This is a genomic window from Thiothrix unzii (genome assembly GCF_017901175.1).
GTDB classification, from domain to species: domain Bacteria; phylum Pseudomonadota; class Gammaproteobacteria; order Thiotrichales; family Thiotrichaceae; genus Thiothrix; species Thiothrix unzii.
Map to the genome: position 1 here is coordinate 3,087,862 of NZ_CP072793.1, position 12,752 is coordinate 3,100,613.

General features: G+C 53.6%; 10 protein-coding genes. All 10 read left to right on the plus strand.

What is annotated here, in order from left to right:
* Nucleotides 1–10: 10 nt before the first annotated feature.
* The 10 genes from J9260_RS15450 to hypF all read left to right on the plus strand — a co-directional run bounded on the left by J9260_RS15450 (nucleotide 11) and on the right by hypF (nucleotide 12,715).
* Nucleotides 11–283: a HypC/HybG/HupF family hydrogenase formation chaperone gene (locus tag J9260_RS15450; protein ID WP_210218608.1), complete on the plus strand. Its 273-nt coding sequence runs from the start codon at nucleotides 11–13 to the stop codon at nucleotides 281–283.
* Nucleotides 280–1,413 (plus strand): hydrogenase formation protein HypD, encoded by a 1,134-nt coding sequence (gene hypD, locus J9260_RS15455; RefSeq protein WP_210218609.1) that lies wholly within the window; start codon nucleotides 280–282, stop codon nucleotides 1,411–1,413. The genes J9260_RS15450 and hypD overlap by 4 nt, the downstream gene beginning before the upstream one ends.
* Nucleotides 1,410–2,435, plus strand: a complete 1,026-nt coding sequence (hypE, locus tag J9260_RS15460; protein WP_210218610.1) for a hydrogenase expression/formation protein HypE — start codon at nucleotides 1,410–1,412, stop codon at nucleotides 2,433–2,435. Before hypD ends, hypE begins: the two co-directional genes overlap by 4 nt.
* A gap of 40 nt (nucleotides 2,436–2,475) precedes the next feature.
* Nucleotides 2,476–4,128 carry a type I restriction-modification system subunit M gene (locus J9260_RS15465; protein WP_210218611.1) on the plus strand — a complete coding sequence of 551 codons (1,653 nt, stop codon included), beginning with the start codon at nucleotides 2,476–2,478 and terminating at the stop codon, nucleotides 4,126–4,128.
* 57 nt (nucleotides 4,129–4,185) lie between these two features.
* A complete protein-coding gene (locus tag J9260_RS15470; RefSeq protein ID WP_210218612.1) occupies nucleotides 4,186–4,455 on the plus strand; it encodes a BrnT family toxin in 270 nt (89 codons plus the stop codon).
* Nucleotides 4,442–4,732, plus strand: coding sequence for a BrnA antitoxin family protein (locus tag J9260_RS15475; RefSeq protein ID WP_210218613.1), 291 nt, complete (start codon nucleotides 4,442–4,444; stop codon nucleotides 4,730–4,732). The genes J9260_RS15470 and J9260_RS15475 overlap by 14 nt, the downstream gene beginning before the upstream one ends.
* A gap of 106 nt (nucleotides 4,733–4,838) precedes the next feature.
* A complete protein-coding gene (locus J9260_RS15480) occupies nucleotides 4,839–6,200 on the plus strand; it encodes a restriction endonuclease subunit S (protein WP_210218614.1) in 1,362 nt (453 codons plus the stop codon).
* Nucleotides 6,201–6,339: 139 nt separating this feature from the next.
* A complete protein-coding gene (locus J9260_RS15485) occupies nucleotides 6,340–6,972 on the plus strand; it encodes a metallophosphatase domain-containing protein (protein WP_210218615.1) in 633 nt (210 codons plus the stop codon).
* The gene (locus J9260_RS15490) at nucleotides 6,969–10,397 is read left to right on the plus strand and encodes a type I restriction endonuclease subunit R (protein WP_210218616.1); all 3,429 of its coding nucleotides are present in this window, start codon (nucleotides 6,969–6,971) and stop codon (nucleotides 10,395–10,397) included. The genes J9260_RS15485 and J9260_RS15490 overlap by 4 nt, the downstream gene beginning before the upstream one ends.
* Nucleotides 10,394–12,715, plus strand: a complete 2,322-nt coding sequence (gene hypF, locus J9260_RS15495; RefSeq protein ID WP_246499478.1) for a carbamoyltransferase HypF — start codon at nucleotides 10,394–10,396, stop codon at nucleotides 12,713–12,715. The genes J9260_RS15490 and hypF overlap by 4 nt, the downstream gene beginning before the upstream one ends.
* Nucleotides 12,716–12,752: the final 37 nt, after the last annotated feature.

Genomic DNA, 12,752 nt, shown 5'->3' on the forward strand with positions numbered 1-12,752 from the left:
AGGGTGCAGCATGTGCCTTGGTATCCCCGGTCGTATTGTTGGTTTGCTGGACGCGGAATGTTACCTCGCCATCGTGGAGATTGGCGGGGTGCAGCGTTCGGTGAGCATTGCCTGCATTGTGGATGACGAACATCCGGCGGAAAGTTGCGTCGGCGACTGGGTGTTGGTGCATGTCGGTTTCGCCATGAGCCGCTTGGACGAGGACGAAGCCGCACGCACCTTGGCATTGTTAGCAGAATTGAGCGACATGCAACAGGACGAGTTACCAGGTCAAAGCGCATGAAATACGTCGATGAATTCCGTGACCCCAGCAAAGCCAAAACCTTGGTAGCGGAAATCAACCGCCTCGCAGCCATTGCCCGTGGCGAACGCGAGATGCCGTTGCAAATCATGGAATTCTGCGGCGGACACACCCACACCCTGTTCAAGTACGGCATTGAGTCGATGTTGCCCGCTGACATTGAAATGGTGCACGGCCCCGGCTGCCCGGTGTGCGTATTGCCAATGGCGCGGGTGGATGATTGCGTGGCGATTGCGGAACAACCCGGCGTAATTTTCACCACCTTTGGCGATGCGATGCGTGTTCCCGGGACGCGCAAAAGCCTGTTGCAAGCCAAAGCGGATGGCTGCGATGTGCGTATGGTGTATTCGCCATTGGACGCGCTCACCCTTGCCCGCCAACACCCAGACCGTGAAGTGGTGTTTTTCGCGCTTGGCTTTGAAACTACCATGCCCAGCACCGCACTGACTTTGTTGCAGGCACACCGCGAAGGGCTGAAAAACTTTTCGCTGTTCTGCAACCACATCACCACGCCTGCGACAATGCGGGCAATCCTCACCGACCCCGATTTGCGGCTGGATGGGTTCCTTGCACCCGGACACGTCAGCATGGTGATCGGCGCGCACCCCTATGACTTCGTGACCCGCGATTACCACAAGCCGCTGGTGATTACCGGCTTTGAGCCGCTGGATATTTTGCAAGCCTTGTGGATGCTGGTGAAACAGTTTGCCGAAGGGCGTTGCGAAGTCGAAAACCAATATGCGCGGATTGTGCCGGAGGCGGGCAATGTCGCGGGGTTGAAAGCAATTGCCGAGGTTTACGAAACGCGGGAACACAGCGAATTTCGCGGCTTGGGCAATATTGGTGATGCGGGAATCCAGATTCGGGAAGCGTATGCAGCTTACGATGCGGAGAAGAAGTTTAAGCTGCAAGCGACGGCGAGTACGCACGACCCCGAACACCTCAAATGCGCGGATGTATTGCGCGGGGTGATAAAACCGTGGGATTGCCCCGCGTTTGGAAAAGCCTGTAACCCGCAAAATCCGCTAGGGGCATTGATGGTGTCACCGGAGGGTTCGTGTGCGGCGTATTACGCTTACGGCAAGCTGGCGAAATGCAAGGAAACCGCATGAATCTTACCGGCACAATCACCCTCGCCCACGGCAGCGGCGGACGCGCCATGCACCAACTGGTCGATGACCTAATCCGCAGCACCTTCAGCAATCCACTGCTGGAAGAAGGCGAAGATCAAGCCCGCATCCCACTAGCAGAATTGGTTGCGCAAGGCGACCGGCTGGCATTCACCACTGATTCTTACGTCGTTACCCCACTGGAATTCCCCGGTGGCAATATCGGCACACTCGCCATCAATGGCACGGTTAACGATCTGGCAGTCGGGGGCGCAATCCCGCTGTACCTGAGTTGCGGTTTCATCATCGAAGAAGGTTTGCCGCTGGAAACCTTCGCACGTATTTTGCAAGCGATGCGCTTGGCGGCAGATGAAGCAGGTGTGCAAATCGTCACAGGTGATACCAAAGTCGTACAACGCGGCGGCGCGGATAAGCTGTTTATCAATACCGCTGGCGTGGGCGTGATTCCCGCAGGTTTCAACCCGTCCGCTGGCGGTGCGCAAGTGGGCGATGCGGTGATCGTCAACGGCTGGTTGGGCGATCATGGCGCGGCAATCCTGAATGCGCGGGGCGATTTGGCGTTGGAGGCGGATATTGAAACCGATTGCGCTCCATTGAATGCGTTGGTGGAAGCGATGTTTGCCGCTTGCGCTGACATCCATTGCTTGCGCGATGCAACCCGTGGCGGTTTGGCGACGGTGCTGAATGAATTTGCGGAACGTTCCGGTGTCGATATTGTGCTGAAAGAAACAGCATTGCCGATTCGTACTCCGGTGCGCGGCATGTGCGAAATCCTCGGCCTTGATCCGTTGTACCTGGCGAATGAGGGCAAGCTGGTAGCGGTAGTTCCCGCAGCAGCGGCGCAAGCGGTGTTGGTAGCGATGCAACGCATCCCCGAAGGCCGTGATAGCCGCATTATCGGCGAAGTGCTGGAAGGCGACGGGCATGTGATCTTGCAAACCGCTTTCGGTGGGGAACGGATTGTTGATATGCTGCCCGGAGAGCAGTTACCGCGCATTTGCTGAAGGTATATGCACCTTAAAATTTCCGCGCAAAAGGCAAATCATGGCACTAACCCCGACCAGCAAACCATCCGGCAAAGGTTTTGAAGAATCCCTGTGGGACACCGCCAATAAATTACGCGGCACGGTGGAATCTTCCGAATACAAGCACGTTATTCTCAGCCTGATTTTCCTGAAATTCGCCAGCGACAAATTCACCGAGCGTGAACAGGAGTTGATCGACGAAGGCAAGGAAGCCTATCTTGACATGGTGGAGTTTTACACCATGAAAAACGTGTTTTACCTGCCCGAAGCTGCCCGCTGGCTTTACATCCAAACCTACGCCAAACAGCCCGATATTGCCCTCAAGATCGACACTGCGTTGGCGACGCTGGAAAAGCACAATAAGGCGTTGAAAGGCGCATTGCCGGACAATTACTTTTCGCGCCTTGGCCTCGACTCCAGCAAACTGGCTGCGTTGATCGACACCATCAGCAATATCGACACCACCCACGACAAGGAAAACGATGTGGTCGGGCGGGTGTATGAATATTTCCTCGGCAAGTTTGCCGCATCAGAAGGCAAAGGCGGCGGCGAATTCTATACGCCCAAGTGCGTGGTCAACCTGATTGCGGAAATGATTGAGCCGTACAAGGGCAAAATTTACGACCCGTGCTGCGGTTCGGGCGGGATGTTCGTGCAGTCGGTCAAATTTGTGCAAAGCCATCACGGCAATCAAAAAGACATTTCGATTTACGGGCAGGAAAACACCAGCACCACCTATAAGTTGGCGAAAATGAACCTCGCCATCCGGGGCATTGCCGGGAACTTGGGCGATGTGCCAGCCGATACCTTTTTCAAGGATCAGCATCCCGAACTCAAAGCCGATTTCATTATGGCTAACCCGCCTTTCAACCTGAAAGACTGGCGCGGTGCGGATGAACTGACCAGCGACCCACGCTGGGCAGGCTACGAAGTGCCACCCACGGGCAACGCCAACTATGCGTGGATTCTGCACATGATTGCTAAGCTCTCCGCCAACGGGATAGCGGGCTTTGTGATGGCAAATGGCTCGATGTCGACAAATACCAACTCGGAAGGCGAAATCCGCAAGAAGATTATCGAAAACGATTTGGTCGATTGCATGATCGCATTGCCGGGGCAGTTGTTTTACACCACGCAGATTCCGGTGTGTTTGTGGTTTCTCAGCAGAAACAAGAACCCTCACCCCAGCCCTCTCCCTGAGGGAGAGGGAGTACAGCAGTTCCGTGACCGTCGGGGTGAAACGCTGTTCATTGATGCCCGCAACAGGGGTTCGATGGTCGACCGCACCCACAAAGAATTGACCAGCGACGACATCGCCGCGATTGCCTGCACCTATCACGCTTGGCGCGGTGTAGGGGCAGACCTGCGTGTCTGCCCTTCCGCCAATTCAGGTAACTCCGGCATCACCGAAAAGAGGGCGGACACGCAGGTCCGCCCCTACATGGATATGCCAGGGTTCTGCAAATCGGCAACATTGGCAGATATTCGCGCCAATGACTACGTGCTGACACCGGGGCGTTATGTGGGCGCGGCGGAAATCGAAGACGACGGCATCGCGTTTGAAACCAAGATGGAAGAACTGACGCGCACGCTTTACCTGCAAATGCAGCAGGCGGAAACGTTGGATGCGGTGATTCGCAAGAATTTGGCGGTGCTGGGGTATGGGGAATGACCAATTTGACAGCTTAATTTTTTGTACATACAATAAATAAAAATAAGGATTTCCCACATGAACGTAACCTGTGATCCGAAAAAAGATGCACTCAATATCCGTAGCCACCACATTTCGTTGAATGAGGCTAAACGGATGGAGTGGGACACATTTATTGCGCGTGAAGATACTCGCTTTGCTTACGGTGAAATGCGGATGATCGGTTTCGGTTACATTGGGATGACGTTGTACTGCCTAGTGTATGTAGAACACGATGAGGAAAACTGGCGGGCTATCAGTTTGCGAGAAGCAACCAAGAAGGAGATTAACGATTATGCCAAAGCTTAAAGTAGGGACTATTTTCCCAACAGACGCAGAAGATGCACAAATTCGGGCTGGGATTGCCGCTGACCCTGATACCTATGAGGTGACAAGTGCTGAGGAATGGGCGCAGATGAAACCAGTGTCAATGCGGGGTCGCCCGAAAGCTGATGTCACGAAGGATCGAATCACAGTGCGCTTGTCTGCTGAGGTGACAGAGTATTTCAAGGCATCGGGCAAAGGTTGGCAAACTCGTATGGATCAAGTGTTACGTGAATATGTAGCGCAACATAAAGCAGCTTGATGATGCGAAATTTAAAGACCACCCCCTGCCCCCTATCCCAGAGATGGAGGGGGAGCAAGAGAGCGTATGCAAATACACCCTCCCCAACATTGGAAGGTGCTGAATAATGGCGAGTGAATGGCAAAAATATCGTCTTGATGATATTGCTGAAGTTATAGATTCATTGCATAAATCCCCATCTTATTCTGATCATGGTTATTCAATGGTTAGAGTAACAGATATAAGGCCAGGATTCCTAAATCTTAATAACACATTTAAAGTAACATTTAGCATCTTTGACGAATTTACTAAGAAATACAAACCTAAAAAAGGGGATATTGTTTTTAGTCGAGTTGGTTCATATGGTATTAGCAGTTATGTTTCTACTGATGAACCATTTTGCTTAGGTCAAAATACTGTTGTTATAAATCCAAAAATAGATGAACGATTTTTATATTTAACACTTCAGTCTGCATCAGTAAGACACCAAATTGAGAGTGTAGCTGTCGGTACAACTCAGAAAACAATTAGTTTAAAAAGCATCAAAAATCTGGAAATTCTTTGTCCAGAAGTGCAGGAACAAAAAGCCATTGCCCACATCCTCGGCTCTCTCGACGACAAAATCGAACTCAACCGCCAGATGAATGCCACGCTGGAAGCAATGGCGCAAGCCCTGTTCAAAAGCTGGTTCGTGGACTTCGATCCAGTGATTGATAACGCGCTGGCGGCGGGGAATCCCATTCCCGACGAACTCGAAGCCAAAGCCGCCGCCCGTCAAGCCTTGGGTGATGCGCGTAAGCCACTGCCGGAGGACATCCGCTCGCTGTTCCCGAATGCGTTTGTGTTCACTGAGGAAATGGGGTGGATACCGGAGGGGTGGGAGATTCTTTCTGTGAGTGAAGCGATTACAGTAAATCCTAGTGTTCAGCTTAAGAAAGGTGAAGTTGCTCCATTTATTGATATGAAAGCATTGCCGACTTCAGGCTATGCAATTGATGATGTAAGCCGAAAAGCCTATGCAGGTGGTGCAAAATTTAAGAATAAAGATGTATTGCTTGCTCGTATTACGCCTTGTTTAGAAAATGGAAAAACGGGAGTAGTCGATTTTTTGAAGAAGGGCGAATCAGGTTTTGGCTCAACAGAGTTTATTATTCTTCGAGGACGAAATGGATTAAATATGCCCTTTGTTGCATGTTTAGCTCGTGACGATAAATTTCGCACTCACTGTATTCAAAGCATGGTTGGTTCTTCGGGCAGACAGCGTGTTCAAAATGCTTGCTTTGACAGTTTTTATTTGTGTTTACCCAAATCCGAGAAAATCAAACAACAGTTTCACGATTCAACCAATGGCTTCTTTGAAAAAATTACAACACTAAAAAATGAAACCAATAGTTTGACACAGCTTCGGGATACGCTGTTGCCGAAGTTGTTGTCGGGTGAGTTGCGGATTCCAGAGGCGGATGAATTGGTGGAGGAATCCGTGGCATGATTCCCTATCGGTTATATGAATCGTTGTGTCGAAGAGGGCAGACACATAGGTCTGCCCCTACAGATGATCGTGCCGTTGTAGGGGCGAACCTGCGTGTTCGCCCTCTTAATGACCCTGATTCCGAAAAGGTGGTGCTTGCATGAACCTAACCTTCATCTCCGACACCCATTCCCTGCACGACCGCTTACCCGCTATCGACGCAGGCGACGTGCTGATTCACTGCGGCGATTTCACCGGGCGCGGCACATTGGACGACACGCTGAATTTCGCCGAATTCATGGCAGCGCAGCCATTCACCCACAAGATCGTGATTGCCGGAAACCACGACTGGTGCTTTGAAGACAAACGCCGCAAAATCGCCGAATACATCCTCAAAGAATACGGCCTCATTTACCTAAACGATTCCGGCATCGAAATTGACGGCGTGAAATTCTGGGGTTCGCCCATCCAGCCCGAATTCTGTGACTGGGCATTCAACCGCGAACGCGGCGCAGACATCCGCCAACACTGGGACAAAATCCCCGCCGACACTGACGTACTGATTACCCACGGCCCCGCGTCCGGCATACTAGACTTATGCACGCATGGTGAACGGGTTGGCTGCGAAGATTTGCTACACGCCATCCAGCGCATCAAACCGCGCATCCACGCCAGCGGCCACATCCACGAGGGCTACGGCAAAAAGAAAGTCGGCAAGACCCTATTCATCAACGCTTGCCTGCTGGACGAACGTTATCAGGTGCGTAATCCGCCGATTGTGGTGAAGTTATGAGCCGTTTCACCGAAGCCAAACTGGAACAAGCCATCATCACCCTACTGGGCGAACAGGGCTACCCGCACGTTCGCGGTGACACCCTGACCCGCACCCCGCAGGACGTGCTGCTGCAAGACGAACTCCGCGCTTACCTGCAAAACCGCTACGCGCATGAAGGCATTACCGCTGGTGAAATCGAACAGATCATCCGCCATTTGGAAGCACTGCCCGCCTCCGACCTCTACGACAGCAACAAAACCGTAATGAAGTTGGTCTGCGATGGTTTCCTGCTCAAGCGCGAAGACCGCAGCCAGAAAGACCTCTACATCCAGCTCATCGACTACAGCGATTTGGTAGGGGCAGACCTACGTGTCTGCCCTCCTTCAAACGTAACGGCACAAAGAGAAGAGGGCGCACACATAGGTGCGCCCCTACGCGAGGAAATGGCGATTGCGGAAGGTTTCCAACCTCGCTACCGTGCCAGCAAAAACCGCTACCAACTGGTCAACCAGCTCGAAATCGAAGGCTACGAAAAGCGCATTCCCGACGCGATCCTGTACATCAACGGCTTGCCGCTGGTGGTGTTCGAGTTCAAAAGCGCGGTACGTGAGGACGCCACCATCCACGATGCCTACGTGCAGCTCACCACCCGCTACCGTCGCGACATTCCCGAACTGCTCAAATACAACGCGCTGTGCGTGATTTCCGACGGAGTAAACAGCAAGGTTGGCTCGCTATTCGCCCGCTATGAATTTTTCTACGCATGGCGCAAGGTCACGGGCGATGAAAATCTGGCGGTGGATGGCATTTCATCGCTGCACACCCTGATACAAGGCTTATTCGACAAACGCCGTCTGCGCGATGTAATCCGCAATTTCATCTACCTGCCGGACACTTCCCGCAAAGAAGAAAAAGTGGTGTGCCGTTACCCGCAGTATTACGCCGCCACTAAGCTGTATGCCCACATCCTCACACACCGTAAACCGCACGGCGACGGCAAAGGCGGCACGTATTTCGGCGCGACGGGTTGCGGCAAGAGCTACACCATGCTGTTCCTTGCCCGCCTACTGATGCGCAGTGTGGAACTCGCCAGCCCCACTATCGTGTTGATTACCGACCGCACCGACCTCGACGACCAGCTTTCCGGGCAGTTCGTCAAAGCCAAAAGCTACATCGGCGACGACAATATTATCAGCGTGGAAAGCCGCACCCAGTTGCGTGAATTGCTCAAAGGGCGCACCAGCGGAGGGGTGTTCCTCACCACCATCCACAAATTCACCGAAGACATTGAGCTACTGTCCGAGCGCAACAACATCATCTGCATTTCGGATGAGGCGCACCGCAGCCAGATTAACCTCGACCAGAAAGTCCGCGTTACCGAACAGGGTGTGAAACGCACTTTCGGTTTCGCCAAATACCTGCACGACTCGCTGCCCAACGCCACCTACGTCGGCTTCACTGGCACACCCGTGGATGCCACGCTAGAAGTCTTCGGGCGTATCGTCGACAGCTACACCATGACCGAATCGGTCAAAGACGACATCACCGTGCGCATCGTCTACGAAGGCCGCGCCGCCAAAGTCATCCTCGACAACCAGAAACTGAAAGACATCGAAGCCTACTACCAGCAATGCGCGGAAGATGGCGCGAGCGACTACCAAATTGAGGAAAGCAAAAAAGCCTCCGCCAATATGAGCGCGATCCTCGGCGACCCCGACCGCCTCAAGGCACTCGCGGCTGATTTCGTCGCACACTACGAAAACCGGGTGGCGGAAGGCGCAACCCTCAAGGGCAAAGCCATGTTCGTGTGCAGCAAGCGCGAAATCGCCTGGGATTTCTACCAGCAAATCATCGCCCTGCGTCCCGAATGGGCAGAAGTGCGTGAACCTGTAGGGGCAGACCTACGTGTCTGCCCTTCTTCGGAATCAGGGGATTTGGGGCAAGGGCAGACACGCAGGTCTGCCCCTACAAGAATCAATGACATAAAGCCCAGCGAACACCTAAAACTGGTGATGACACGCGGGCAAGATGACCCCAAAGCCCTGTACGACCTGTTGGGAACCAAGGAATACCGCAAGGAACTCGACCGCCAGTTCAAGGAAGCCAAGTCCAATTTCAAAATCGCCATCGTGGTGGATATGTGGCTGACTGGCTTTGACGTGCCGGAACTGGACACGATCTACATCGACAAACCGATCCAGCGGCACAGCCTGATCCAGACCATTTCCCGCGTCAACCGCACCATTGCAGGCAAAAACAAGGGGCTGGTGGTCGATTACATCGGCATCAAACGCCAAATGAACGAAGCCCTCAAGCAGTATTCCAAAGGTGACGAAGACAACTTTGAGGAAATCCAGCAATCCATTATCGCCGTCAAAGACCAATTGGATTTACTGGATAAATTGTTTTATCCATTTTTTCAATCAGACACCGAAAAAGGGCAGACACACAGGTCTGCCCCTACGAGGAATGGCGGTTCTATTGTAGGGGCGCACCTACGTGTGCGCCCTGATTTCACAAGATATTTCTACAGCACGCCTGTTGAACAATTGACGTACCTGAATCTTGCCGCCGAATTCGTGCAGCTCACCCAAAAGCTCGAACAGCGTTTCATGGGGCTGGTGAAACGCCTCAAGGCCGCTTACGACATCTGTTCCGGCAGCGACGCTTTCACCCAAAGCGACCGCGACCGCATCCACTTCTACTTGGCAGTGCGCTCCATTGTCTTCAAGCTCACCCGTGGCAACGCCCCGGATACCGCGCAAATGAACGCCAAAGTACGCGAAATGATCAAAGACGCGCTGCAAAGCGATGGCGTGGAAGAAATCTTTAAGCTGGGCGAAGATGCTACCGCTGAGGTGGATTTATTCTCGGACGACTACCTCGCCAAGATCGACAAGATCAAATTGCCCAACACCAAAATCAAACTGCTGCAACAGCTACTCGAACGCGCCATTGCCGAATTCAAGAAGACCAACCGCGCCAAGGGCGTGGACTTCTCCAAACAGTTCAAAGCACTGGTTGACCGCTACAACGAGCGCGACGAACAAAATGTGCTGGTCAGCAACGTGCTGGATGACTTCGCCAATGAAATCATCGACCTGTTCCACGCCCTGCAACGCGAAAAGGCATCTTTCGCTGATCTCGGCATCGACTTTGAGGAAAAGGCATTCTACGACATCCTCAAGGGGCTGGCGGTCAAATACGACTTCACTTACCCGGAAGCGAAGCTGCTGACCCTCGCCCAAGCCGTGAAAGCGGTGGTCGATGACAAAAGCAAATACACCGACTGGAACCAGCGCGAAGACATTAAGGCAGAACTGAAAGTTGACTTGATTATGCTGTTGGCTAAATACGGCTACCCGCCAGTCGATCGCGACGAGGTTTACAAGGAAATCTTTGCGCAGGCGGAAAACTTCAAGCAATACCGGAATTCAGCATGATGACCGCCCAACGCATTCGCATCACCGGCCTAGTCCAAGGTGTCGGCTTTCGCCCCAACGTCTGGCGGCTGGCGCAGGCTTGCCATATCGCCGGAACTGTGCGCAATGACAGCAGCGGCGTATTGATCGAAGCGTGGGGCAGTGAATCTGCACTGGCAGCTTTTCAACAGCAATTACGCACCGATATTCCACCACTGGCGCACATTGAACGGCTCCAGATTACCGCGCTGGAAGCCGCTTGCCCGCATCACGATTTCCGCATTATTGCCAGTGAGTCCGGTGAAATTCACACCGGTATCGTCGCGGATGCGGCGACGTGTGCCGCTTGCCGTGCGGATATTTTCGACGTAAACAATCGCCGTTACCGTTACCCATTTACCAATTGCACCCATTGCGGGCCGCGTTTGAGCATTGTGCGCACCATTCCCTATGACCGTGCGAATACCAGCATGGCGGGGTTTGCGCAATGTCCCGACTGTTTGCGCGAATACACCGACCCCGCTGACCGGCGGTTTCATGCGCAACCGAATGCGTGTCCGACGTGTGGCCCCAAGGTGTGGCTAGAAGATATGGCGGGGCAAGCGATTTCAGCCGATGCTGGCGAACGCGATTGCCTTGATACCGCCCAGCGTTTATTGCGCGAAGGGCATATTCTCGCGTTAATGGGCTTGGGTGGAGTGCATTTGGTGTGTGATGCCAGCAATGCAACGGCGGTGGCAAATTTGCGGCAGCGTAAACGCCGTTATCAGAAACCGTTGGCGTTGATGGCGCGGGATTTAGCGGTGGTGCGGCAATATTGCCGGGTCAGCGAGGCAGAGGCGGCGTTGTTGCAAAGCAAATACGCGCCGATTGTGTTGTTGGAAGCAAAGGTGTGGTTAAACGGGGTATCTTCCGTTCCCTTCCTCGGCTTCATGCTCCCCTACACGCCGCTTCATGCCTTATTGCTCGAAACGTGGGACACGCCGCTGGTGATGACCAGTGCCAATCTCAGCGAAGAACCGCAGTGCATCACCTTGGATGAAACCCGCCAGCGGATGCAGGGCATCGCCGACTATTTGCTGTTACACAATCGCCCGATTGTTAACCGCGTGGATGATTCTGTTGCGCGGATTCTGGGCGGTAAGTCGCGCTTATTGCGGCGGGCGCGAGGTTATGCACCGGAACACATTCATTTACCGGCGGGCTTTACGGATGTGCCGCCACTGCTCGCGATGGGTGGCGAACTCAAAAACACCTTCGCACTGGTACGCGACGGGCAAGTGATACTTTCGCAACATTTAGGCGATCTTGAGGACGCACGCACCGGGCGCGAATACACCCACACCTTGCAGCTTTACCGCGACTTGTTTCAACACCAGCCGCAAGCGATTGTGGTCGATAAACACCCCGGCTACCGCTCCACTCAAGTGGGGCAACAATGGGCGCGGGAACAGGCTTTACCCGTGATTGAAGTGCAACATCACCACGCCCACATAGCGGCTTGCATGGCGGATAACGACTGGTCGTTAGCGGGTGGTCAAGTTTTGGGTATCGTGCTGGACGGGCTGGGTTACGGCGATGATGGCACGTTGTGGGGCGGCGAATTTTTGCTGGCAGATTACGCCAATTACCAGCGTGTCGGGCATTTCAAACCCGTTGCCATGCCCGGTGGTACGCAAGCGATTTTGCAACCTTGGCGCAATACTTGGGCACATTTACACGCGCTCGGCTGGGACAACATAGCCGCATCGTTTGCGGATCTGGGGTTGCTGCAATTCCTGCAACAACAACCGCTGGCAACGCTGGAAACCATGCTGGCGCGTGGCTTGAATTCGCCGTTAAGCAGTTCCTGCGGGCGACTGTTTGATGCGGTAGCGGCAGCACTCGATTGCAGCCGCGCCAATATCAGCTACGAAGGGCAAGCCGCGATCGAACTCGAAGCTCTTGCCGCCGCTGCGCCCGATAGCGTTCAACCCTATCCGTTCGCCATTGCCAAAAACGCAGCGGACTGTTGGGAAATCGACCCCGCTCCGCTCTGGTACGCGCTGCTTCATGACCTGCAAAACGGCACGCAACGCGCAACCATTGCGGCGCGTTTCCACCAAGGTTTGATCCGCGTGATTGTTGAGTTGGCGCAACGGTTGCGTGTGGAATATCCCGACATTCAAGCGGTCGCGTTATCGGGTGGGGTGTTTCAAAATACGTTGCTGTTTAACGGGATTAATCAGCAATTGACCGACGCAGGGGTGCGGGTCTTAACACACCAACACGTACCGACTAACGATGGCGGCATTGCGTTGGGGCAGGCGGTGATTGGCGCGGCGCGGGGTAAAGTCTGATTTTTCAGATTCATTCTCGGAATACAGATAGATCAAC

Excerpts from the sequence above, each read along its gene's own strand:
- J9260_RS15450 (WP_210218608.1), top strand. The coding sequence starts at position 11 with ATGTGCCTTGGTATCCCCGGTCGTATTGTTGGTTTGCTGGACGCGGAA.
- hypD (WP_210218609.1), top strand. The coding sequence starts at position 280 with ATGAAATACGTCGATGAATTCCGTGACCCCAGCAAAGCCAAAACCTTG.
- hypE (WP_210218610.1), top strand. The coding sequence starts at position 1,410 with ATGAATCTTACCGGCACAATCACCCTCGCCCACGGCAGCGGCGGACGC.
- J9260_RS15465 (WP_210218611.1), top strand. The coding sequence starts at position 2,476 with ATGGCACTAACCCCGACCAGCAAACCATCCGGCAAAGGTTTTGAAGAA.
- J9260_RS15470 (WP_210218612.1), top strand. The coding sequence starts at position 4,186 with ATGAACGTAACCTGTGATCCGAAAAAAGATGCACTCAATATCCGTAGC.
- J9260_RS15475 (WP_210218613.1), top strand. The coding sequence starts at position 4,442 with ATGCCAAAGCTTAAAGTAGGGACTATTTTCCCAACAGACGCAGAAGAT.
- J9260_RS15480 (WP_210218614.1), top strand. The coding sequence starts at position 4,839 with ATGGCGAGTGAATGGCAAAAATATCGTCTTGATGATATTGCTGAAGTT.
- J9260_RS15485 (WP_210218615.1), top strand. The coding sequence starts at position 6,340 with ATGAACCTAACCTTCATCTCCGACACCCATTCCCTGCACGACCGCTTA.
- J9260_RS15490 (WP_210218616.1), top strand. The coding sequence starts at position 6,969 with ATGAGCCGTTTCACCGAAGCCAAACTGGAACAAGCCATCATCACCCTA.
- hypF (WP_246499478.1), top strand. The coding sequence starts at position 10,394 with ATGATGACCGCCCAACGCATTCGCATCACCGGCCTAGTCCAAGGTGTC.